Raw genomic sequence first — 20852 nt, forward strand, 5'->3', positions numbered from 1 at the left:
CGTCGCGCTTTCGGCCCTCTTAAACCGTATTGCGGTCACAGCGGCATAGCAGCGATGCCACACTTCACAGGAAACTCTGCGGATCGATGTCCACCTGCACGCGCACGGAGCCGCGCGGCTTCGGGCCGGCCTTCAAAAGGTCGCGCAGAAAACCCTGAATGTCCGAGCGGCGCGCGCCGTGCACAAGAAGCCGGAACCGATGCCGCCCCGCCACCACGGCAAGCGGCGCTTCGGCCGGTCCCAGCACATCGATCTCCGGGGCCTGTGGCGCTGCGCGGCGCAGGCCCCGCGCGTGGCCTTCGGCCTCCATGCGCGTGGCCGCGCTCACGATAATGGCGGCCAGACGCCCGAAAGGCGGCAGGCCCGCACGCTCGCGCTCGGCGGTCTCGCGGTCGTAAAACGCCTCCGCATCCCCCGTCACGATGGCCCGCATCACCGGGTGTTCCGGCTGATAGGTCTGGAGAAGCCCAAGGCTCTTTCGCCCCGTGCGCCCGGCGCGGCCGGTCACCTGCGCCAGAAGCTGGAAAGTGCGCTCGGCGGCGCGCGGGTCGCCATTGGCAAGCCCCAGATCCGCGTCCACAACGCCCACCAGCGTCATGCCGGGGAAGTTGTGCCCCTTGGCCACGAGCTGCGTGCCGATGATGATGTCCGCCTCGCCCTTCTCGATGGCCTCCAGCTCCAGCCGCAGCCGCTTCACGCCGCCCATCATGTCTGACGACAGCATGATGGTGCGCGCGTCCGGGAAAAGCCGGTCAACCTCTTCGGTGATGCGCTCCACGCCCGGCCCGCAGGCAACCAGATGATCGAGCGTTCCGCATTCCGGACAGGCTTCCGGGCGCGGTTCGTTATAGCCGCAGTGATGGCAAACGAGTTGCCCGCGAAAACGGTGCTCCACCAGCCAGCTCGAACAGTCGGGACACTGGAAGCGATGCCCGCACACCCGGCAAAGCGTCAGCGGCGCATAACCGCGCCGGTTCAAAAACAGCAGGGACTGCTCGCCGCGCGCCAGCGTCTTCTTCATCTCCTCGATGAGAACCGGCGAAAGAAAGCCGCCACGCTCGGGCGCGGCCTTGCGCATGTCCACCGTGGCGAGGTCCGGCAGGGCCGCATCTGCAAAGCGCGACGACAGAACGATGCGCTCATAACGCCCCTGATTGGCGTTGACCCGGCTTTCCAGCGATGGCGTTGCCGAGGCCAGCACCACGGGAAACCCGCCGATATGGCCGCGCACCACGCCCATGTCGCGCGCATTGTAGAAGACCCGGTCTTCCTGCTTGTAGGCCGGGTCGTGCTCTTCATCGATCACGATCAGGCCGAGCTCGCGAAACGGCAGGAAAAGCGCCGAACGCGCCCCCGCCACCACCCGCAGCTGCCCTTCGGCCACCTGCCGCCAGACACGCTCGCGTTTCTTTGGCGCAAGATCAGAGTGCCATTCGGCGGGCTTTGCGCCGAATCGGTTGTGGAAGCGTTCCAGAAAGGCCTGCGTCAGAGCGATCTCGGGAATGAGGATCAGCACCTGCTTGCCGCGCTCCAGCGCCGCCGCCACCGCCTCGAAATAGACTTCCGTCTTGCCCGAGCCCGTCACACCGTCGATCAGCGTCACGCTAAAAGCGTCGGTCCCGGCCTTTTCCCGCAGGCGCGCGGCGGCTTCCGCCTGGCCATCGGTCAGGGTCGCGCGCCCGAAGGTCGGGTCGGGTGCGGCCACCAGCGGGCGCGGCGGGATCGAAACCGTCTCGAACACGCCCTGCGAACGCAAGCCTTCGATCACGCTGGCAGAAACACCTGCCGCATGGGCAAGCCCGGCCCGCGTCCAGGCCTGGCCGTCGCCGGCCATTTCCATCACCCGTTCGCGCGCCGCCGTCAGCCGGTCAGGCCCCGTCCCGTCGACAAGCCGCAGCCCCTCGGTCGGCGGCTCGGGGTCAAACGCCGCCGGCGCGCGCAACAGCATGCGCGCCACCATGCCGGGCGGCGAAAGCGTGTAGCTTGCCACCCAGTCGACGAAACGGCGCATTTCTTCGGAGATCGGCGGGCAGTCGAAAACCGCGCTGATGGCCCTCAGCTTTTTGGCGGCCACCGCCTCGCCCGGCCCATCCCACACGATGCCGGCCACCTCGCGCGGCCCCAGCGGCACGCGCACGATGGAGCCCGGCTCCACGCGCATGTCTTCCGGCACCGCATAGGAGTAAGGCCGCTCGGCGGGCATCGGCACCATGACCGGCACGACGGTGCTCATTGGCGAATCTTTTGTCATCGGGCGTGACCTTGCCCTGTTCTTGCATTAGAGCAAAGACCGAACATGTGGAGGATGTCGTCGCATCCTCTCAATCCCGGCCTTCCGACTGCCTTAAGGAGTTTGCCATGAAGTTCTTCGTCGACACCGCCGACGTAAACGAAATCCGTGAGTTGAGCGAAACGGGTCTGCTCGACGGCGTCACCACCAACCCGTCGCTGATCATGAAGTCGGGCCGCGACATCATGGAAGTGACCAAGGAAATCTGCGACATCGTCGATGGCCCGGTTTCCGCCGAAGTCACCGCGACGGACTTCGAAGGCATGATGAAAGAGGCCGAAATCCTCTCCAAAATCGCAGACAATATCTGCATCAAGGTGCCGCTCACCATGGACGGCCTCAAGGCCTGTAAGGCGATCACCTCTTCGGGCCGCCTCGTCAATGTCACGCTCTGCTTCTCGGCAAACCAGGCGCTGCTCGCCGCCAAGGCCGGCGCAACCTTCATCTCGCCCTTCATCGGTCGTCTCGACGACATGGGCATCGATGGCATGGACCTGATCGCCGAGATCCGCACGATCTACGACAATTACGGCTTCAACACCGAGATCCTCGCTGCATCGATCCGCACCGTAAACCACGTGAAGCAGGCCGCCCTGATCGGCTCCGACGTGGCAACCGTGCCGCCGTCCGTTCTCAAGGCGCTGGTCAAGCACCCGCTCACCGACAAGGGCCTCGAAGCCTTCCTCGCCGACTGGGCGAAGACCGGCCAGAAGATCGGCTGAGGCTTCTCACGCTCGAAACATCGGTGCAGGAAAATCACCGGCATCGAAGCCCCTTCTCCCCGCAAGCGGGGAGAAGGTGAGGATGAGGGGCGAGCGCCAGCGCCAGCAGCAGGCGCGCCCTTCCTCTCCGAAAACTGATTTCTACCATCGCACGCCCCTCATCCCCCTGCCGGGACCTTCTCCCCGTTCACGGGGAGAAGGGGGCTGTCACGATGTTCAGCACGCCCCTCGGCATGCGTCTCGCCAACCGTGGCCGCTAACCTTCAAAGGTCGCGTGCGGGTCTTCGCGAAGCCGGTGCACGGTGTGCTCCTGAAGGCGCACGACCATATCCGCCGGCTCCCCCTCACCCAGCGCATCCGGCCCTTCTTGTTCAGAAGCTCATGGAACAGCGTCATGTCGCGCAGTTCGGTGGAATAGCGCGGCAGTAGATGGAACCTAAAGTCCCCCCCGGTGCAAGTCTTGCACCGACACAGGCGCCCCCTTCTCCCCGCCCGCGGGGAGAAGGTGAGGATGAGGGGCCGGTGCCAGCGCCAGCAGCAGGCGCGCCCTTCCTCTCCGAAAACTGTTTTCTGGAGCATTTTGCAGTCAGGTGATCTCACCTGACGTCCGCACAAATGCGGAAAAACCGATAAATTGAGCGGAGCGACGTTTCCGTGAAACGGTGAACCGCTCTAACGTCGCACGCCCCTCATCCCCCTGCCGGGACCTTCACCCCGTTCACGGGGAAAAGGGGCTGTCACAATGTTCAGCACGCCCGTCGGCATGCGTGGCGCCAACCGTCGGCCACTAACCTTCAAAGGTCGCGTGCGGATCTTCGCGCAGCCGGTGCACCGTGTGCTCCTGAAGGCGCGCGGCCATATCCGCCGGCTCCCCCTCACCCAGCGCATCCGGCATGATCGGCTTGCCGATCACCATGTTGATCGCCCGGCCCTTCTTGTTCAGAAGCTCATGGAACAGCGTCATGTCGCGCAGTTCGGTGGAATAGCGCGACAGGAGATAGAACAGGCCCGAATTGCGCGCCGTCATGTTCATCGGCACGACGGGCACCTGATAGCGGCGCGCCAGCGCAACGACTGAAGGCTGCCACGGGCGCTCGGTGAGCTTGTCCCTGTTCCAGTAGGCAATGCGCCCGGACGGGAACAGAACGATGGCCTTGCCGCCGGTGAAGGCCTTGGCCGTCATCTCCAGCGTGTCACGGCTCTTGGCGTGGGATTTTTCGCCCGCGCGCCATTCCACCGGAATGATGAGATCGCGGAACCGCGTGTTGACCCGCAGCGCATCCCGGTTGGCGAAGATTGCGAGATCCGGCCGCACGCCCTTCATCAGATCATAGACGGCGATGCCGTCGGCAATGCCGGTCGGGTGATTCGGCGCGAGAATGAAACCGCCCTTTGCGGGGATGTTCTCCATCCCGCTCGCCGAAATCTCCAGCGACAGGAGCCTGCTGATGTAATCGAAGGATTCCCAGCCGGAGAGTTCCGCCACTTCGTCAGCCATCACCACCGCCTGGCGGTAGTGCAGGAAGCGATAGAGGAATGGCTGCGCCAGCGGCCACAGCATGTTCTGCGAAAGATGGGTGGTGCGCTCGGCGATCAGCTGATCGACCACATGCGGGTCATCGGGCGCGTGAACATCACGGCCCAGAACGCGGTTCCCCAGAACCGCGGCCACAGACGTCAGCGTCGTGTGCAGAGCCATGGACGAAGCGCTCCCTGAAGCATCTCGGTTCCTGTCATGACCGTCATCCCGCTCCTTCGTCTTACCCGAAGAGGATCTCTTACGGAAACTGGGCAACATTCAGAGATCACGCCTCGCAGGCTGTTTCACCGAATACTGTGACGACGCAATGACACGAACGCAAGAATGGGCTCCGTGGTTGCAACGATACCGCGAACATGCCGCCGGGTCGCGTTTACGATCCGGCCCCGGCGCGCGCCAGGTCCTGCCCGAGCGCCAGACGCAGCTGCTCGGCCAGCTCGCGGGCCGCACGGTCCTCGGCATTGCGCGCAGCGCGCAGCGCCGCAAACTCCTGACGCGGCACGTCATAGGCGGAAGAAATCTCACGCTTTCCGGTCGCGACAACCTTTCCGGTCTCGCCATCGGTCAGCTTGTAGACGGCGGTCATGGTGAGAAGGCTGGCGGTGGGCTCGTTGTCGGTGCGCACCTGAACGCGGGCCGCTGCAGAGCTCGAACGCGTGATCTTGAGATCAAGCGCGTAGCGCGCACTGGTTGGCTGCCCGGCTCCGCCGTTAAGCAGGAAAATCAGGTGGTTGCGGACCTGCTGCCCGTAGCGCGTGTCCACCGGCGCGATGGCGATGGACGACATCGCAGGCGATGAGGCAACGCCGCTCGACGTTACGTCCGGCGTCGCCATAAGGGGGCGCACCGTGCAGCCAGACGCCACGGCTAAAGACAAAGCCAGGCCGGCCAGAAGCGAAACACGAAACGTCGGGTTCAAGGTTTCCCCCTGTTTTCCAAACAGCATAAATCCGGGCCCCGCAGCATCAGGCAACGATGTTGACGATGCGCTGCGGAACGACAATCACCTTGCGCGGCTGCGAACCGTTCAGCACCTTCTGGACGAAATCGAGTTTGAGCACCGCATCTTCGACCGCAGATTGATCTGCGTCGCGCGCAATTGTCAAATCGCCGCGCTTCTTGCCGTTGATCTGCACGGGCAGAACGATTTCATTGTCCACGACCAGCGCCGGATCGAATTCCGGCCAGGCGCTCGCGGCAACCATGCCTTCCCCGCCAATCTGCGCCCAGCACTCTTCGGCCAGGTGCGGCATGAAGGGGGCAACCAGATGGATCAGGATGTCGACAGCCTCGCGCGCTGCGGCCTTCGCGGCCTCGTCGGCGCCGGCGTCAAGTGCGGAAAGCGGCTCCTGCAGATCGTTGACGAGCTGGTGAACGCGGGCGATGGCGCGGTTGAAGGCCAGCTTCTCGATGTCCTCGCCCACGGCCTTGAGCGCCTTGTGCGCCGCCTTGGAAGCAGCAAGAACCGGTCCGTCGGTTGCCGCCTTCGGCGTCACGCCGCGCACATGTTCCGCCGTTTCGCAGACCAGACGCCAGACGCGCTGCACGAAGCGGTGTGCGCCCGTCGCGCCGTCGTCGGTCCATTCCACGTCGCGCTCGGGCGGCGAATCCGACAGCATGAACCAGCGCGCCGTGTCCGCGCCGAAGGACTCGATGATGTCCTCGGGGCTCACCGTGTTCTTCTTGGACTTCGACATCTTTTCCAGCGCGCCGATCGTCGCCGGCTCGCCGGTCGAGATCTCGACAGCCGAACGCGCATCGCCCGAACCGGAGAATTCGATCTCGTTGGGAGCCAGCCAGCGGCCATCGGCGGCGCGGTAGGTCTCGTGCACCACCATGCCCTGCGTGAACAGGCCCTTGAAGGGCTCCGCCAGGCTCAGATGACCGGTGTCGCGCATGGCGCGGGTGAAGAAGCGCGAATAGAGCAGATGCAGGATCGCGTGCTCGATGCCGCCGATATACTGATCGACCGGCAGCCATTCATTGGCCGCTTCCGGGTTGGTCGGGTCATTCTCCCACGGCGCGGTGAAGCGCGCGAAGTACCAGGACGAATCGACGAACGTGTCCATCGTGTCCGTCTCGCGCCGCGCGTCCGAGCCGCATTTCGGGCATTTGACATGCTTCCAGGTCGGGTGACGGTCAAGCGGGTTGCCGGGACGGTCGAACTCGATGTCGTCGGGCAGCTTGACCGGCATGTCGGCCTTCGGCACCGGCACCACACCGCAATCGTCGCAGTGGATCATCGGGATCGGGCAGCCCCAGTAGCGCTGACGCGAAACGCCCCAGTCGCGCAGGCGGAAGTTCACCTTGCGCTCGCCCACCGGGCGGCCATTGATCGTCTCGGAGGAGAGGCGGTTGGCCACTTCCTCGAACGCCGCCTTCGGCTTCATGCCGTCGAGGAAGCGCGAATTGATCATCACGCCGTCGTCAGTGAAGGCTTCCTCGGTGATCTGGAAGGTCGCGGCGTCCGCGCCCTCCGGCATCACCACCGGCGTCACCGGCAGGCCGTATTTGTTGGCGAAGTCCAGGTCGCGCTGGTCGCCCGACGGACAGCCGAAGATCGCGCCCGTGCCGTAGTCCATCAGCACGAAATTGGCGACATAGACCGGCAGTGTCCATTCCGGATCGAAGGGATGACGCACGCGCACGCCCGTGTCGAAGCCCTTCTTCTCGGCCGTTTCCAGCGCCGCTGCCGAAGTGCCCATGCGGCGGCACTCTTCGCAGAATGCGGCGAGCTCGGCATTGTCGGCGGAAAGCGTCTTGGCAAGCGGATGGTCGGCGGCAATCGCCATGAAGGAAGCGCCAAACAGCGTGTCGGGCCGGGTCGTGTAGACCTCCAGCTCGTTCGTGCCCTCGTTCGTGCCCTCGTTCGTGCCCCCGGGCGCGCTCTCTTCCGTCAGCGCCCAGCGGACCAGCATGCCCTCGGAACGGCCAATCCAGTTGCGCTGCATCAGGCGCACCTTCTCCGGCCACTGGTCCAGATCGTCGATGGCGTCGACCAGATCCTGCGCGTAATCGGTGATCTTGAAGAACCACTGCGCCAGCTCGCGCTGCTCGACTTCCGCGCCCGAACGCCAGCCGCGACCGTCGATCACCTGCTCATTGGCGAGTACGGTCTGATCCACCGGGTCCCAGTTGACCTTGGAGGTCTTGCGCGTCACCAGCCCCTTCTCGAAGAAATCGACGAACAGCATCTGCTGGCGGTGGTAGTAGTCCACGTCGCAGGTGGCGAACTCACGGCTCCAGTCCAGCGACAGGCCGAAGGTCTTGAGCTGATCGCGCATCACCGCGATGTTCTGATAGGTCCACTCCTTGGGGTGCACCTTGTTCTGCATCGCGGCGTTTTCCGCCGGCATGCCGAAGGCGTCCCAGCCCATCGGGTGCAGAACGTTGTAGCCCTTGGCGCGCTTGTAGCGCGCAACCACGTCGCCCATCGTGTAGTTGCGGGTATGACCGATGTGAATGCGGCCCGAGGGATAGGGAAACATCTCGAGCACGTAGTATTTCGGACGCCCGTCATCATTGCTGGCCTCGAACAGCTTGGCCTCGTCCCAGGCCTTCTGCCAGCGGGGTTCTGCTACGCGGGGGTTATAACGTTCGGTTGCCATGGCCGGATTTTCACAAGATAAGAGCGGAAATTATGTTGGCGGACCTTCACCATGGTTTCGGCGAACCGTCAACTCCAAGAGGCCTTTTTGAAAGAGGGATCAGCGACAGGATGAGCCACGCCGTCGAAAATCTGCAGGACGTCAAAGCGAATATCGCCGCCGCCGAAAAGGCCGCAGACCGCGCTCCGGGCGCGGTCACGCTGGTCGCCGTTTCCAAGACTTTCGAGGCCGATCAGGTGCGTCCGGTCATCGAAGCCGGCCAGCGTGTTTTCGGCGAAAACCGTGTTCAGGAAGCCCAGGGCAAATGGCCCGCACTGAAGGAAGCCTTCCCCGATATCGAGCTTCGCCTGATCGGCCCGCTCCAGTCCAACAAGGCTGCCGACGCCGTCGCCCTGTTCGACGTGATCGAGAGCGTCGATCGCGAAAAGATCGCCCGCGCGCTTGCCGCCGAGATCAAGAAGCAGGGCAAAGCCCCGCGTCTTTATGTCCAGGTCAATACGGGGCTTGAAGAACAGAAGGCCGGCATCGATCCGCGCCAGACCGTCACCTTCGTCAAACATTGCCGCGAGGAATACGGTCTCGCCATCGAAGGGCTCATGTGCATTCCGCCCTTTGACGAACACCCCGGCCCGCATTTCGCGCTGCTCAGGAAGCTCGCGGCCGAAGCCGGCGTCGAAAAATGCTCCATGGGCATGTCCGGCGATTACGAGAAGGCCGTCGCCTTCGGCGCGACCAGCGTGCGCGTCGGATCGGCGATCTTCGGCGCACGCTAAAGCAATTCCAGGAAAAGTGGGAACGCTCTAGACCTGCGCCTTCCGCCCATCACCCGCCGGAGGTCGCACGGCCCGTCGAGCGGGCCACGATTATCAGGAACAGAAGCGCGGAAAGCAGAACGAGGGTCGCGCCCGCCTTGGCGAGGCCCTCGCCGGCATTCATGATCGCCATCGCAATGCCCGGCACCATGATGATCACGCCCACTTCAGCGAGGATCACCTGCACCCCGGCCAGCCGGCTTTCGGCCGCCGTCGGCACGAGCGTGTAGAACGTTCCGTAAAGAGCGATGCTCGCCCAGCCCACCAGGTTGAGGTGCCCATGGGCCGGCGACAGGGTGTGATCCCCGGACGCCGCCATATAGATGCCGAAACTCATTCCGAGCACAGCGTAAAGAGCCGCCGTCACCCAGCAGATTCTTGCAAGTGTTTTCATGTCTTTGCCCAATCTGCGCCCAATCTGCGCAGGCCGCGAACTGTTCGCGCCCTGCGCGTTTCCCCCCGCGTTGTTTTTGCGGTTCACAAATTTACGCCCCACGGGAGGTGGGTGAAAAGATCATCAAAAAGGCGTAGTTCCTACGGGCCGGGCACTTCAGCCATGGGCCTTGCGCCTCAGTGCAGAACCAGCTCTCCCGCCAGGCTGCGCCATTCGCTCGGCGAAATCAGCTTCCTGTGCGTGTAGGTCACCGAGTGAAGCGGCCCGTCGAGGGTCTCGTTCCAGAAGTCGATGAACCGGTAGAGCGCGGGAAAGTCCGGCGCGGTGTCGTAGTGTTGCCAGATGAAACTCTGCAAGATCGTCGGGTGGTCCGGCAGGTGGTAGAGAAACTCCGCCGTCGTCAGCCCATAGCCCCGGAGCATCAGCTCCATTTCGCCCGTTTGCTGCATGTGCTGCCTTTCCGAATCAGGTTCCGGATCAAAAAAGTGTCGGGCTAAAACCGGCGACCGTCCAGTTGAAAGCGCTCACGCAGACGTAAATTTATCGTGTTATTACATATTGTTAGCAGCCTTTCGGAATCGGTGCTAACGGTCTGGACCATGCGTTCTTTCGCCGCCGCACCCGTGCCGCCAAATGTCTAATGTTGTAGCAACAGGCAGAATGGTAATAATGCGCGCGAGCCAGGAGCCTCCGCGTCGCATGACGCGATTCCAGTCCCAGCAAGTGCCTACCCGGAGGAGGAAAAATGTCCGAAGTGCATGTTCACCGCGTCCAGCCAGCGTGGAAGGAAAACGCGCTCATCGACAATGAGACGTATCTCGAATGGTATGAGAACAGCATCAAGGACCCGGAGAAGTTCTGGGAAAAGCACGGCAAGCGCATCGACTGGTTCACGCCTTACACCAAGGTGAAGAACACCTCCTTCGAGGGCGACGTGTCGATCAAATGGTTCGAGGACGGCGTCACCAACGTCTCCTACAACTGCATCGACCGCCATCTGGAGAAGCGCGGCGACCAGACCGCCATCATCTGGGAAGGCGACAATCCCTACGACGACAGGAAGATCACCTATCGCGAACTGCACGACAGGGTCTGCCGGCTCGCCAATGTGATGAAGTCGAACGGCGTCAAGAAGGGTGACCGCGTCACCATCTACATGCCGATGATCCCGGAAGCGGCCTATGCGATGCTCGCCTGCACGCGCATCGGCGCGGTCCATTCGGTGGTGTTCGGCGGCTTCTCGCCCGATTCGCTCGCCGGCCGCATCGAGGACTGCAAGTCCGATTTCGTCATCACTGCCGATGAGGGCCTGCGCGGCGGTCGCAAGGTTCCGCTCAAGGAAAACACCGACAAGGCCATCGCGCTCGCTGAAGCAGCCGGAGCGAAGGTGCGTCACGTGCTGGTCGTGCAGCGCACCGCCGGCAAGATCAACTGGTTCGAGGGCCGCGACCTCTGGTACCACGAGGAAACCGCGAAGGCGGAGCCCGTGTGCGAACCGGAGAAGATGAACGCCGAAGATCCGCTGTTCATCCTCTACACGTCCGGCTCCACCGGCAAGCCGAAGGGCGTTCTGCACACCACGGGCGGCTATCTCGTCTACGCCTCGATGACGCATGAATATGTGTTCGACTATCACGAGGGCGACGTCTACTGGTGCACGGCCGATGTGGGCTGGGTCACGGGCCACAGCTACATCGTCTACGGTCCGCTGGCCAACGGCGCCGTCACGCTGATGTTCGAGGGCGTACCGAACTATCCGGACGCGTCCCGCTTCTGGCAGGTGGTCGACAAGCACAACGTCAACATCTTCTACACCGCCCCCACCGCCATCCGCGCGCTGATGGGCGCCGGCGACGACTTTGTCACCCGCACCTCGCGCAGCTCCCTGCGCATTCTCGGTTCGGTCGGCGAGCCGATCAATCCGGAAGCATGGGAGTGGTATTACAACGTGGTCGGCGAGAAGAAGTCGCCCATCGTCGACACCTGGTGGCAGACGGAGACCGGCGGCATTCTCATCACGCCGCTGCCCGGCGCAACGGATCTCAAGCCCGGCTCGGCCACCCGCCCCTTCTTCGGCGTGCAGCCGCAGCTCGTCGATGGCGAGGGCAAGGTGCTCGAAGGCGCGACCAGCGGCAATCTGTGCATCACGGATTCCTGGCCCGGCCAGATGCGCTCGGTCTATGGCGATCACGAGCGCTTCATCCAGACCTACTTCTCCACCTACAAGGGCAAGTATTTCACGGGTGACGGCTGCCGCCGCGACGAGGACGGCTTTTACTGGATCACCGGCCGCGTCGATGACGTGATCAACGTGTCCGGCCACCGCATGGGCACGGCCGAGGTCGAATCCGCGCTGGTCAGCCATGACAAGGTGTCGGAAGCCGCCGTCGTCGGTTACCCGCACGATGTGAAGGGTCAGGGCATCTACTGCTACATCACGCTGATGGCCGGCGAAGAGGGTTCCGAGGAGCTCAAGAAAGAGCTGGTTGCGCATGTACGCAGCGAGATCGGCCCGATCGCCTCGCCGGACAAGATCCAGTTCTCGCCGGGCCTGCCGAAGACCCGCTCGGGCAAGATCATGCGCCGCATCCTGCGCAAGATCGCCGAGGACGATTACGGCGCGCTGGGCGACACCTCGACGCTCGCCGATCCGGCCGTGGTCGACGATCTGATCGACAACCGTCAGAACAAGAAGGGCTGACGCCCTGCCCGGAGCCGGAAGCGGCTCCCGGGCGCATACAAACGGACTTTGGGCAGAACGCCGCGCATTCACCCGAATGCGCGGCGTTTTCTTTGCCCCTTGCACGAGACGGCATCCATCTCCACATTGTGTTTATCGTCAACGAACCGAAAGGGGGTGATCCAATGTCGAGTGATTTCCGTTCAAACGTGGTCTCGATGGATTGCCTTCACGGGGAGCAGACTTCCCGCTGAAGCGCATGAAACGCGGACAGCCTGCTCCGGCAGCCTGACCATGACCGCGTGCGAATTCGAAAACACGGGGCCGTTCCTTCGGGAACGGCCTTTTGTTTTTTGGGATGGGTTCTGTATCTGAAAGGAAGGCGTTCGCCCCTCATCCCCCTGCCGGGACCTTCTCCCCGCCGGAGGGGAGAAGGACGCCATTGCCGGGCGTCGAACCCAAACCGGTCTTCAGTTACTTCAGGGTTGCATCACGTCCTTTGTATCTCCGCATGAACGCACGGTGATCCAATAGGAAGGCGCAGGCTTCAAGGCCCCCTTCTCCCCGTGCACGGGGAGAAGGTGAGGATGAGGGGCGAGCGCCGACGCTTCAAAACCCGCCCCATCAGCAGACAAACGAAACCCGCCGGCCACCGCCATAGGCAGCCACCAGCTGCGCATCGAGCAGCCGCGCGGCCACATCGCCACCCGGCTCCGTCGCAACATCGGCCAGAACCCGCCCGTAATATTTGCCGCCGCTGATGGCGCTGATCCACACCGTTCCGCCATCCAGAAGCGCTTCAAGCGCAGCCTTCGCCTGGCGGGCCGCCGCCTTCTCGGCGGTGCATCGGCTGCGAAGCTCCGGCGCATCGACGCCGCGAATGCGCACACTCACCGTGATGCGCTGCCCCGGCCATATATGCGCCTCGGCAATGAAAGTATCGCCGTCAACAACGCGCAGAACGCTGGCCCGCACAGGGCCCGGTATCGCATCTCTGCGCCCGGCAAGCGCAGCCGTCTGCCCGCTCCAGAAGAGCGCGAGCAAGACAAAGACCATGCATTTCAGGCGAGACCGGATCATGGAAGGAATATATTCCTTCATTGAGATCCGGGCAACCCTGTCAGAAATCGGTGGCGATGCCCTTCACTTCCCAGTCGCCGTAGCGCGCCGGGTCATGGCCGCCGCGCCCGCCCAGCTCCTTCGGAGCCTTTGCCGCAGCAGCCTCGATGTCCTTCCGGCGCGCCTCGGCTTCCGCCAGCGCACGCTCGGCTGCCGGCGAGAGAACCTTTGCCGACGCATCTTCTTTTCGGTCCGTTTCGTCTTTCACCGCAACTTCCTCTCGAAAACCGGATTATTGAATACACGAAGCGCGTTCCCCATCATATAAGCGATTGGTCGCGCGGTCGAAAATGCCCGGCGCGGCCTGTTTCTGGAGCTTGGACAACAATGAACACGATACGCACCGCGATGCTCTTGGCCTTCATGACGGCCCTTTTCATGGGCGTGGGCTATCTGATCGGGGGCAGTGGCGGCATGATGATCGCCTTCCTGTTTGCCGCCGGCATGAATCTGTTCAGCTACTGGAACTCCGACAAGATGGTGCTCAAAATGCACCACGCCGTCGAAGTGGACGAGCGCAACGCCCCGGAATATTACGCCATCGTGCGCGATCTGGCGGCCCGCGCCGGCCTTCCCATGCCGCGCGTCTACCTGATCAAGAACGACCAGCCCAACGCGTTTGCCACCGGCCGCAACCCGCAGAATGCCGCCGTCGCAGCCACCACTGGCCTGCTCGACCGGCTGAGCTATGAAGAGGTCGCCGGCGTGATGGCGCACGAGCTCGCCCATGTGCAGAACCGCGACACGCTGACCATGACGATCACCGCGACGCTGGCCGGCGCGATCTCCATGCTCGGCAATTTCGCCTTCTTCTTCGGCGGCAACCGCGACAACAACAATCCGCTCGGCTTCATTGGCGTGCTCGTTGCTATGATCGTCGCTCCGCTCGCCGCCATGATGGTGCAGATGGCCATCAGCCGCACCCGCGAATATTCGGCCGACCGGCGCGGCGCGGAGATCTGCGGCAATCCGCTGTGGCTCGCCTCCGCGCTCGACAAGATCGCCCGGCGCGCCAAACAGGTGGTCAATCAGGACGCGGAGCGCAATCCCGCCACCGCGCACATGTTCATCATCAACCCGCTGTCGGGCGAGCGCATGGACAATCTGTTCTCCACCCACCCCGACACGGACAACCGCATCGCGGCCCTCTACGCCATGGCGGAGGAACCCCGTGGCGGCGGGCGGCAGGCCCGGCCTTCCGCCCCACAGCGCGATCCCGCCCCCGAAGAGGATGCTAACCACGGCCCGTGGGGGGCAAGACCGGGGGCGAGACCGGACGCACGGCCAGACGAACCGCCTCAGCGACCAAAGCCCGCCCCAAAGCCCCAGCAGAAATGGGGCCGTGACGCCGATGGATCGAAAGGCCCCTGGTCGTGAGCCGCCCGAACGCACGCCGCACGGCCGGGAAGAAGCCCGCCGGTCAGAACCGCCCAGTAAACCAAGAGCCTGATAAGCCCGGCCTTGAAACGCGCCGCGTGGCGACAAAGCTGCTCGCCGCCGTCGTGGATGCCCATGCCTCGCTCGACGGTCTTACCGACCCGGCCCATGGCCAGCCCAATTTCCGCGCGCTCGATGCGCGCGACCGGTCGCTGGTGCGCGCCATCCTGATGAGCGCCCTGCGCCATCGCAGCACCATCGAGGCCCTGCTCGCGCGCCGTCTGGAGCGCCCCCTGCCGGCCAATGCCCGCGCGCTCTCTCACGCGCTGCATGTGGCGGCAGCACAGATCCTGTTTCTCGACGTGCCCGACAGCGCCGCCGTCGACCTCGCCGTCACCCAGGCGAAGAGCGACCCGCGCCTTGCCCGCTTTGCCGGTCTCGTCAATGGCGTGCTGCGTAATCTGATCCGCGTGAAGGCGCGCGCACTGCCCGCCGCCCTCGACCAGACGCGCGAAGCGCCGGACTGGTTTGCCGGGCGGCTGGAAGCGGCCTATGGCGCGGAGACCACCGCCGCCATTCTCGCCATGCATCGCGTCGAGCCGCCGGTGGACTTCACCGTCAAGGAAGACCCGCAGCGCTGGGCCGAGGCGCTGGGCGGCATCGTTCTGCCCACGGGCACGGTGCGGATCGCCCGGCTCGAGGCCGGCGTCGACACGCTTCCGGGCTTCGAGGAAGGCGCGTGGTGGGTGCAGGACACGGCTGCCAGCCTGCCCGCAAAGCTGCTCGGCGACATCGCCGGCGCGCGCGTGGCGGATCTCTGCGCCGCCCCCGGCGGCAAGACCGCGCAGCTCATCCATGCCGGCGCAAATGTCACCGCCGTCGACCTGTCGAAGAGCCGCCTGAAGCGGCTTGCCGAGAACCTGACGCGGCTTCGCCTCGACGCTGAGATCGTCGAGGCCGACATCCGCAAGTTCCAGCCGGACACGCCCTTCGACGCCATCCTCATCGACGCCCCCTGCTCGTCCACCGGCACGGTGCGCCGCCACCCGGATGTGCCGTGGACCAAGTCGCCTGAAGACATCGAGAAGCTCGCCGCCCTGCAGCGCGCCCTGCTCGACCATGCCGTCACGCTGGTGAAACCCGGCGGGCGGATCGTGTTTTCCAACTGCTCGCTCGACCGGGCCGAAGGCGAGGACATGCTTGAAGCCTTCCTGGCCGAAACGCCGGACGTGGCGCTCGATCCCATCCAGCCTGACGAAGTGCCCGGCATCGCCGCCTTCGTCACGCCCGAAGGCTTCCTGCGCACCACGCCCGCCGACACGCTCGGCGAGGATCCGCTGGCGCGGGGGCTCGACGGCTTCTTCGCTGCGCGCCTTATCCGCCAGCGCTGAGCCGGTCCTGCCATCTGTGCGTCCTGATATATTTCAACTTCGCACAAATCTTTGAATCATTTAGACTCTCGCCTGATTTGGGGTCACAGAAAGAAAACTCGGACGTTGGATCAAGCACGAGGACATTCCCCCCACGAGCTGTGGGGCCTTGTTGCGCGGCAGGCGTGGGCGCGCCTGCGCCGCCGCTTGCGTGCGGGCCCAACCTATCGCTGGCGCTATTCCGGCCGCACGCCCGAGCGGGTGCTGATCGCCCCGCCTGATCTGCGCATCGCAGACCCGCAGGTGGCGCGCGACATCTATCACGGCCAGTTCCTGCTCGCCGGCCAGCTGGTCGAAACACGCGGCCAGTCGCCGTTCCGCGTTCCCGTCACCGACCGCCCCTGGCAGGAGGCCCTGCACAGCTTCCGCTGGCTGCGCCACATGCGCGCCGCCCAGAGCGACCTCGCCTCCGCCAATGCCCGCGCGCTGGTTGAAGAATGGATGACGCTCTACGGCAAACGCATCTCCGGCACACCATGGGAGCCCGGCACCACGGCCAAGCGTCTCATCGCCTGGCTGCAGCATTCCTCGGTGGTGTTGCAGGGGGCGGAACTGCCCTTCTATCGCCAGTTCCTGAAAATGCTCGCCGTGCAGATGCGCTATCTGCGCACCAACACCCGCGAGATGCCCGATGGCGAAGACCGGCTGCGCGCCCGCATCGCGCTCGCCTTCTGCGCACTTTCGCTGCCGGCCCCCGCCGCCGCGGTCAAGACAGCCAGCCGCAATCTCGCCCAGGAGCTCGAACGCCAGATCCTCGCCGATGGTGGCCATGTATCGCGCAATCCGCGCGCCATCATGGAGCTTTTGACCGACCTGTTGCCGCTCCGCCAAACCTACACCAATCAGGCCGAGCAGCCGCCGCAGGCGCTCATCGACGCCGTGGAGCGCATGCTGCCGGCGCTGCGCTTCTTTCGCCACCGTGACGGCTCGCTCGCCCGCTTCAACGGCATGGGCATCACCCAGCACGACAGCGTCGCCGCCATCCTGCGCTATGACGACACCGGCGGCGCGCCGCTCCTGCATGCACCCCATTCGGGCTATGAGCGGCTGGCGCTCGGCGCCACCACGGTCATCGCCGACACGGCCGCTCCGCCACCGGCAGACCTCTCCCATTTCGCCCATGCGGGCTGCCTCTCCTTCGAGATGTCGTCGGGCCGGCACCAGTTCGTGGTCAACAGCGGCATCGACAATTACGGCGATGACAGCTACCGCCCGCTTGCCCGCACCACGGCGGCCCATTCTACCGTCACGCTCAACGACACATCGCAGGCCCGCTTCAGCCTCTCCTCGCGCTGGAGCGAGCTGATCGGCACGCCGCTCATCGGCGGCCCGCGCAAGGTCGAATGCCAGCGTGACGACGCCAATGGCGTCCACCGCTTCACCGCCAGCCACAATGGCTATGTCTCGCGCTTCGGCCTCCTGCACGAGCGCGCCCTCTCCCTTTCCGAAGACGGCGCATTTCTCGAAGGCGTCGACCGCATCATGCGCCCGGATGGCTCGCCGTCCACGGCTGTCGGAAACGATGCCGTGGCCGTGCGCTTCCACATCCACCCCGACATCGACATCTACCGCGATCCCGAAGGCCGCCACATCCTTGCCGGCGAGGCGACCGACACCTGGCTCTTCACGGTCGAGAGCATCGTTCCCGTGGTCGAGGAATCGATCTTCTTCGCCGGCCTTGGCGGCCCCCGCAAGAGCCGCCAGATCGTGCTCTACACCACGGCTTCAGAGACCCCGGAAATCCGCTGGCAACTGCGCAAGACACACGCCATCAACGGCAACAGCTAGAGCATCGGACCGAAAAGTGAGATCCGGTTTTCGGGTTCATCCGATGCTCCATCAAAAGCCGGATCAAAGCCCGGCAAACGCCGCGATTTCCTCGACAATCGCCTCGTGAACCGCCGCCCGGTCCGCGCCTTCCGGGTCGTCACACACCGGATCGTCCTTTTCCTCAGCCAGCATTGCCGCCCCTTCCGGCTTGCACTCCGCAAGGAAGGTGAAGTGATGCGCCGGGGCAATCGTCTTCAACACGGCAGAGGGCAGCTTTCCGGTAAGACCGCTCCCGTCCGGCCCCACATCCGCCGCCTTGAACAGATGGGTCTGACCGAGATTGATGAGGAGCACCGGCATGTCGGTCCCCGCGATGCTTTCAGGCGTCGCCGCATAGGTCATGCCCGGATCGATGGCGATGGCCCGTCCGATGCGCTCATCGCGCGATGCCGCGCCAAAGCCATCCGGCAATGCATTCAGATCGACACCGCCCTTGGCGAAGAACACACAGTCCTGACCACCATCACCAATCCAGGCGCAATAGTCGGCAAACGCATCAGGATCGAAACGCAGCCCGGCAAGGTTCAGCGCCGTCGCCCCGCCCAGCGAAAAACCCAGCGATGCGATGCGGGACCGGTCCACGTGATCAGCAAAAGCCGGCTCATCAAACAGCGCATCCAGCGCGGCGCTCAGATCGGCCGCCCGCTCATCGAGCCGCACTGAGCGGCGCGGCGAGGAATCACCCGACGTGCTGCCCGGGTGGTTCACCGCGAGCACCATCGCGCCGCGCAGGGCGAGCGCTGAGGAAAGCCACGAGATGGCGTCCATATTGCCGCCCGAGCCATGCGATAGCACGAACAGCGGAAACCGCCCTTCCGCCACCCCCGCGCCCACATAGGCGGACGTGCCCTGAAACACGGCATTGTCGCCCACCAGCCCGCGATAGGTCGGCGTGCCCGCCGGATACCACACCGAAGCTGCCAGAACCGACGGGCGGTGATCCGCCTTCACGGTCAGTCGATCATAGCCGGCAAACGGCTGGGCCAAGGCCGCGCCCGTCAGACCCATGCCAATGAGAAAAGCAGAAAGCAGTTTTTTCATATCCGTCATCCTTTCATCTGGATGACGCCAATCTGCCCGGGCCACCGGCAATCCGCGTCCTTGAACCGGTTTCAGGTCGCGCCAAACCGAATTTCGCACCATGGGTTCTGGATGCCGTGCGTGGTTCGACAGGCTCACCATGAGGGATGGCATTGGTTGTGCCCCCCTCAACGGAAGCTCTTTGCAAAGCACCACTTCCCTCATGGTGAGCCTGTCGAACCACGCACAACGTCAATGCAGTGGAAACTGCCGCGTGACGTTTCACCCTACTGAACAAGCACCGGAGTATCGGAAACCCGGAGACCACTTTTTCATCCGGTGCTTCAGCGGATATTGCCACCGGCCGGTGGCGATGCCACAACCCAAGCCCTTGCAGGAAACATGCAGACACCGCCCATGCTGGTTCTTCCCATTCCGATGATCATCGCGCTCGTGCTCGGTGCGCTCCTCATCCGGATCGCCATTTCCGGCGAGCGCCCGCCATTCCTGATGGCGCTTCTGGCGGCCTGCGCACTGCAGAGCCTCATCGTTTCGCTGCGCCAGCATTACGGCATAGACGCACTCCTGCCCCTTCAGCCCGTCACCGCCACCTTCGTGCCGCCGCTCACATGGCTGGCATTCCAGACGGCCTCGTTCCGGCCATTCTCGCTTCCGCGCGATCTCGTGCATCTGGCGGCGCCGGCTTTTGCAGCCTTCTGCGTCATCTTTGCGCCCGGCACGCTGGACGTTGTGGTGCCGGGCGTCTTCGTTCTCTACGGGGTCGCCATTCTGGTGAAGCTGCGCCGCAGTGGCGACGACCTGCCTCTGGCGCGGCTTGAGGCCGGTCGCCTGCCGGCCCGGCTCTGGGGCGGCATCGGCCTCGCTCTCATCCTGTCCGCGCTCAGCGACGCGCTCATTGCGCTCGCCGTCATGACCGGCCAGAGCTGGCTGCCGCCGCTCATCATCAGCGTCTTCTCGTCAGCCGCCCTGCTCGCCATCGGCCTGTTGAGCGTGTCGCCCAGCGCCACCGGCGAGCCAGAGCCGGAAACCATGGCCGAGCCCCCGCATCCAAGCGAAGAAGACGCCCATCTCATCCAGCGGCTCGACGCGCTGCTTCAGTCCGAAACGCTCTATCTCGATCCCGCACTCACACTTGCCCGGCTCGCCCGGCGGCTTCACGTGCCGGTCAAGCAGCTCTCTTCGGCCATCAATCTGGTGAGTGGAGAAAACGTCTCGCGCTACATCAACGCGCACCGCATTCATCATGCCTGCCGCGCGCTGGAGGATGGCGCGAATGTCACCGACGCCATGCTCTCAAGCGGCTTCAACACCAAGTCCAATTTCAATCGTGAATTCCGGCGCATCACCGGCACGACGCCAAGCGAATGGAAGCCCGGCCCCACCGATCAGAGATAGGCGAGCGCCACCGACCCGATTGCGAAAGCGGCGAACGCCAGAAGGATCACGCCGGAGATGCGCGACACCCAGCGCGACAGGCTGTCCGGCAGCCGCGTGCGCGCCAGCGCCACCCCGCCGCTCAGAATGAACCACCAGAGCAGCGAGCCGAGGAACACGCCCACAACCACCACCAGCGCATCGGCGGGATGCGGAGAATCCGCCAGCCCGAGCCCGGCAAACATCGCCGCAAAGGCCAGAATGGTCATCGGATTGGTGATCGTCAGGAAAAAGGTCGCGGCAGCCGTTCCGGCGAGATCGCTCGCCCGCGCCTCCGCTGCGGCCCGAACGGGCGCAGGCGACAGGCTCTTCCAGCCGAGCCAGGCGAGAAACGCCCCGCCGACAAGCTTGAGCGGCACATCCACGACCGCCAGCGCGGCCGCGAAGGCCGCAAACCCGATGGCCGCCAGCGCGGCATAGACGGCATCGGCCAGCGCCGTGCCCAGCCCGCCGGCAACACCGGCCCACAGGCCATGCTCCAGCGTCCTGTTCACGCACAGGGCGCCAATCGGTCCAAGGGGCGCTGCCACGGCCAGCCCGAGCAGCAGGCTTTTGCCGAACAGCAGCGTATCCAT

Annotated in this window: 17 protein-coding genes; 7 read left to right on the forward strand and 10 right to left on the reverse strand. The window is 64.4% G+C overall.

Features of this window, described 5'->3' with window-relative positions:
* Positions 1–64: 64 nt before the first annotated feature.
* A complete protein-coding gene (locus DEJ54_RS04010) occupies positions 65–2251 on the reverse strand; it encodes a primosomal protein N' (RefSeq protein WP_113153434.1) in 2187 nt (728 codons plus the stop codon).
* A gap of 107 nt (positions 2252–2358) precedes the next feature.
* On the opposite strand from DEJ54_RS04010, the gene fsa reads away from it, so the two are divergent.
* Positions 2359–3012 carry a fructose-6-phosphate aldolase gene (fsa, locus tag DEJ54_RS04020; protein ID WP_113153435.1) on the forward strand — a complete coding sequence of 218 codons (654 nt, stop codon included), beginning with the start codon at positions 2359–2361 and terminating at the stop codon, positions 3010–3012.
* Positions 3013–3799: 787 nt separating this feature from the next.
* On the opposite strand, the gene DEJ54_RS04035 is transcribed toward fsa, so the two are convergent.
* The 3 genes from DEJ54_RS04035 to leuS form a co-directional block, all read right to left on the reverse strand.
* Positions 3800–4711, reverse strand: a complete 912-nt coding sequence (locus DEJ54_RS04035) for a 1-acyl-sn-glycerol-3-phosphate acyltransferase (protein ID WP_113153436.1) — start codon at positions 4709–4711, stop codon at positions 3800–3802.
* Positions 4712–4925: 214 nt separating this feature from the next.
* Complete coding sequence (gene lptE, locus DEJ54_RS04040; RefSeq protein ID WP_245447694.1) at positions 4926–5471, reverse strand: LPS assembly lipoprotein LptE; 546 nt, start codon at positions 5469–5471, stop codon at positions 4926–4928.
* A 46-nt stretch (positions 5472–5517) separates the two neighbouring features.
* Positions 5518–8160, reverse strand: a complete 2643-nt coding sequence (gene leuS, locus DEJ54_RS04045; RefSeq protein WP_113153438.1) for a leucine--tRNA ligase — start codon at positions 8158–8160, stop codon at positions 5518–5520.
* 110 nt (positions 8161–8270) lie between these two features.
* On the opposite strand from leuS, the gene DEJ54_RS04050 reads away from it, so the two are divergent.
* Positions 8271–8933 (forward strand): YggS family pyridoxal phosphate-dependent enzyme, encoded by a 663-nt coding sequence (locus DEJ54_RS04050; protein ID WP_113153439.1) that lies wholly within the window; start codon positions 8271–8273, stop codon positions 8931–8933.
* Between the two features lie 49 nt (positions 8934–8982).
* Here DEJ54_RS04050 and DEJ54_RS04055 read toward each other — a convergent pair whose 3' ends face one another.
* On the reverse strand, positions 8983–9366 hold the full coding sequence (locus tag DEJ54_RS04055) for a hypothetical protein (protein ID WP_113153440.1): 384 nt from the start codon (positions 9364–9366) through the stop codon (positions 8983–8985).
* A gap of 176 nt (positions 9367–9542) precedes the next feature.
* Positions 9543–9815: an usg protein gene (locus tag DEJ54_RS04060; RefSeq protein WP_113153441.1), complete on the reverse strand. Its 273-nt coding sequence runs from the start codon at positions 9813–9815 to the stop codon at positions 9543–9545.
* Positions 9816–10111: 296 nt separating this feature from the next.
* Here DEJ54_RS04060 and acs point away from each other — a divergent pair, with 296 nt between their 5' ends.
* Positions 10112–12067, forward strand: a complete 1956-nt coding sequence (gene acs, locus DEJ54_RS04065; RefSeq protein WP_113153442.1) for an acetate--CoA ligase — start codon at positions 10112–10114, stop codon at positions 12065–12067.
* 603 nt (positions 12068–12670) lie between these two features.
* Here the strand turns inward: acs and DEJ54_RS04070 are convergent.
* The gene (locus tag DEJ54_RS04070; protein ID WP_113153443.1) at positions 12671–13126 is read right to left on the reverse strand and encodes a thermonuclease family protein; all 456 of its coding nucleotides are present in this window, start codon (positions 13124–13126) and stop codon (positions 12671–12673) included.
* Positions 13127–13166: 40 nt separating this feature from the next.
* Positions 13167–13373, reverse strand: coding sequence for a DUF1674 domain-containing protein (locus DEJ54_RS04075; RefSeq protein ID WP_113153444.1), 207 nt, complete (start codon positions 13371–13373; stop codon positions 13167–13169).
* Between the two features lie 119 nt (positions 13374–13492).
* Here DEJ54_RS04075 and htpX point away from each other — a divergent pair, with 119 nt between their 5' ends.
* From htpX to DEJ54_RS04090, 3 genes are all read left to right on the forward strand, one after another.
* On the forward strand, positions 13493–14542 hold the full coding sequence (gene htpX / locus DEJ54_RS04080) for a zinc metalloprotease HtpX (protein WP_113153445.1): 1050 nt from the start codon (positions 13493–13495) through the stop codon (positions 14540–14542).
* The gene (locus DEJ54_RS04085; RefSeq protein ID WP_113153446.1) at positions 14533–15933 is read left to right on the forward strand and encodes an RsmB/NOP family class I SAM-dependent RNA methyltransferase; all 1401 of its coding nucleotides are present in this window, start codon (positions 14533–14535) and stop codon (positions 15931–15933) included. Before htpX ends, DEJ54_RS04085 begins: the two co-directional genes overlap by 10 nt.
* Before the next feature lie 105 nt (positions 15934–16038).
* Positions 16039–17760: a heparinase II/III family protein gene (locus DEJ54_RS04090; protein ID WP_113153447.1), complete on the forward strand. Its 1722-nt coding sequence runs from the start codon at positions 16039–16041 to the stop codon at positions 17758–17760.
* A 63-nt stretch (positions 17761–17823) separates the two neighbouring features.
* On the opposite strand, the gene DEJ54_RS04095 is transcribed toward DEJ54_RS04090, so the two are convergent.
* A complete protein-coding gene (locus DEJ54_RS04095) occupies positions 17824–18843 on the reverse strand; it encodes an alpha/beta fold hydrolase (protein WP_113156065.1) in 1020 nt (339 codons plus the stop codon).
* A 381-nt stretch (positions 18844–19224) separates the two neighbouring features.
* Between DEJ54_RS04095 and DEJ54_RS04100 the strand changes: the two genes are divergently transcribed.
* Positions 19225–20238: an AraC family transcriptional regulator gene (locus tag DEJ54_RS04100; RefSeq protein ID WP_245447696.1), complete on the forward strand. Its 1014-nt coding sequence runs from the start codon at positions 19225–19227 to the stop codon at positions 20236–20238.
* On the opposite strand, the gene DEJ54_RS04105 is transcribed toward DEJ54_RS04100, so the two are convergent.
* On the reverse strand, positions 20229–20852 hold the full coding sequence (locus DEJ54_RS04105) for a LysE family translocator (protein ID WP_113153448.1): 624 nt from the start codon (positions 20850–20852) through the stop codon (positions 20229–20231). The two genes, DEJ54_RS04100 and DEJ54_RS04105, sit on opposite strands and share 10 nt — an antisense overlap.

The sequence above is a fragment of the Nitratireductor sp. OM-1 genome, from assembly GCF_003296175.1.
GTDB classification, from domain to species: domain Bacteria; phylum Pseudomonadota; class Alphaproteobacteria; order Rhizobiales; family Rhizobiaceae; genus Nitratireductor; species Nitratireductor aquimarinus.

What these genes read in the sequence shown, in the direction of transcription:
- DEJ54_RS04010 (WP_113153434.1), bottom strand. Translation starts at nt 2,251, where the DNA reads ATGACAAAAGATTCGCCAATGAGCACCGTCGTGCCGGTCATGGTGCCG.
- DEJ54_RS04105 (WP_113153448.1), bottom strand. Translation starts at nt 20,852, where the DNA reads ATGGATACGCTGCTGTTCGGCAAAAGCCTGCTGCTCGGGCTGGCCGTG.
- DEJ54_RS04100 (WP_245447696.1), top strand. Translation starts at nt 19,225, where the DNA reads ATGCAGACACCGCCCATGCTGGTTCTTCCCATTCCGATGATCATCGCG.
- htpX (WP_113153445.1), top strand. Translation starts at nt 13,493, where the DNA reads ATGAACACGATACGCACCGCGATGCTCTTGGCCTTCATGACGGCCCTT.
- leuS (WP_113153438.1), bottom strand. Translation starts at nt 8,160, where the DNA reads ATGGCAACCGAACGTTATAACCCCCGCGTAGCAGAACCCCGCTGGCAG.
- DEJ54_RS04050 (WP_113153439.1), top strand. Translation starts at nt 8,271, where the DNA reads ATGAGCCACGCCGTCGAAAATCTGCAGGACGTCAAAGCGAATATCGCC.
- fsa (WP_113153435.1), top strand. Translation starts at nt 2,359, where the DNA reads ATGAAGTTCTTCGTCGACACCGCCGACGTAAACGAAATCCGTGAGTTG.
- DEJ54_RS04060 (WP_113153441.1), bottom strand. Translation starts at nt 9,815, where the DNA reads ATGCAGCAAACGGGCGAAATGGAGCTGATGCTCCGGGGCTATGGGCTG.
- DEJ54_RS04035 (WP_113153436.1), bottom strand. Translation starts at nt 4,711, where the DNA reads ATGGCTCTGCACACGACGCTGACGTCTGTGGCCGCGGTTCTGGGGAAC.
- acs (WP_113153442.1), top strand. Translation starts at nt 10,112, where the DNA reads ATGTCCGAAGTGCATGTTCACCGCGTCCAGCCAGCGTGGAAGGAAAAC.
- DEJ54_RS04055 (WP_113153440.1), bottom strand. Translation starts at nt 9,366, where the DNA reads ATGAAAACACTTGCAAGAATCTGCTGGGTGACGGCGGCTCTTTACGCT.
- DEJ54_RS04070 (WP_113153443.1), bottom strand. Translation starts at nt 13,126, where the DNA reads ATGATCCGGTCTCGCCTGAAATGCATGGTCTTTGTCTTGCTCGCGCTC.
- DEJ54_RS04095 (WP_113156065.1), bottom strand. Translation starts at nt 18,843, where the DNA reads ATGAAAAAACTGCTTTCTGCTTTTCTCATTGGCATGGGTCTGACGGGC.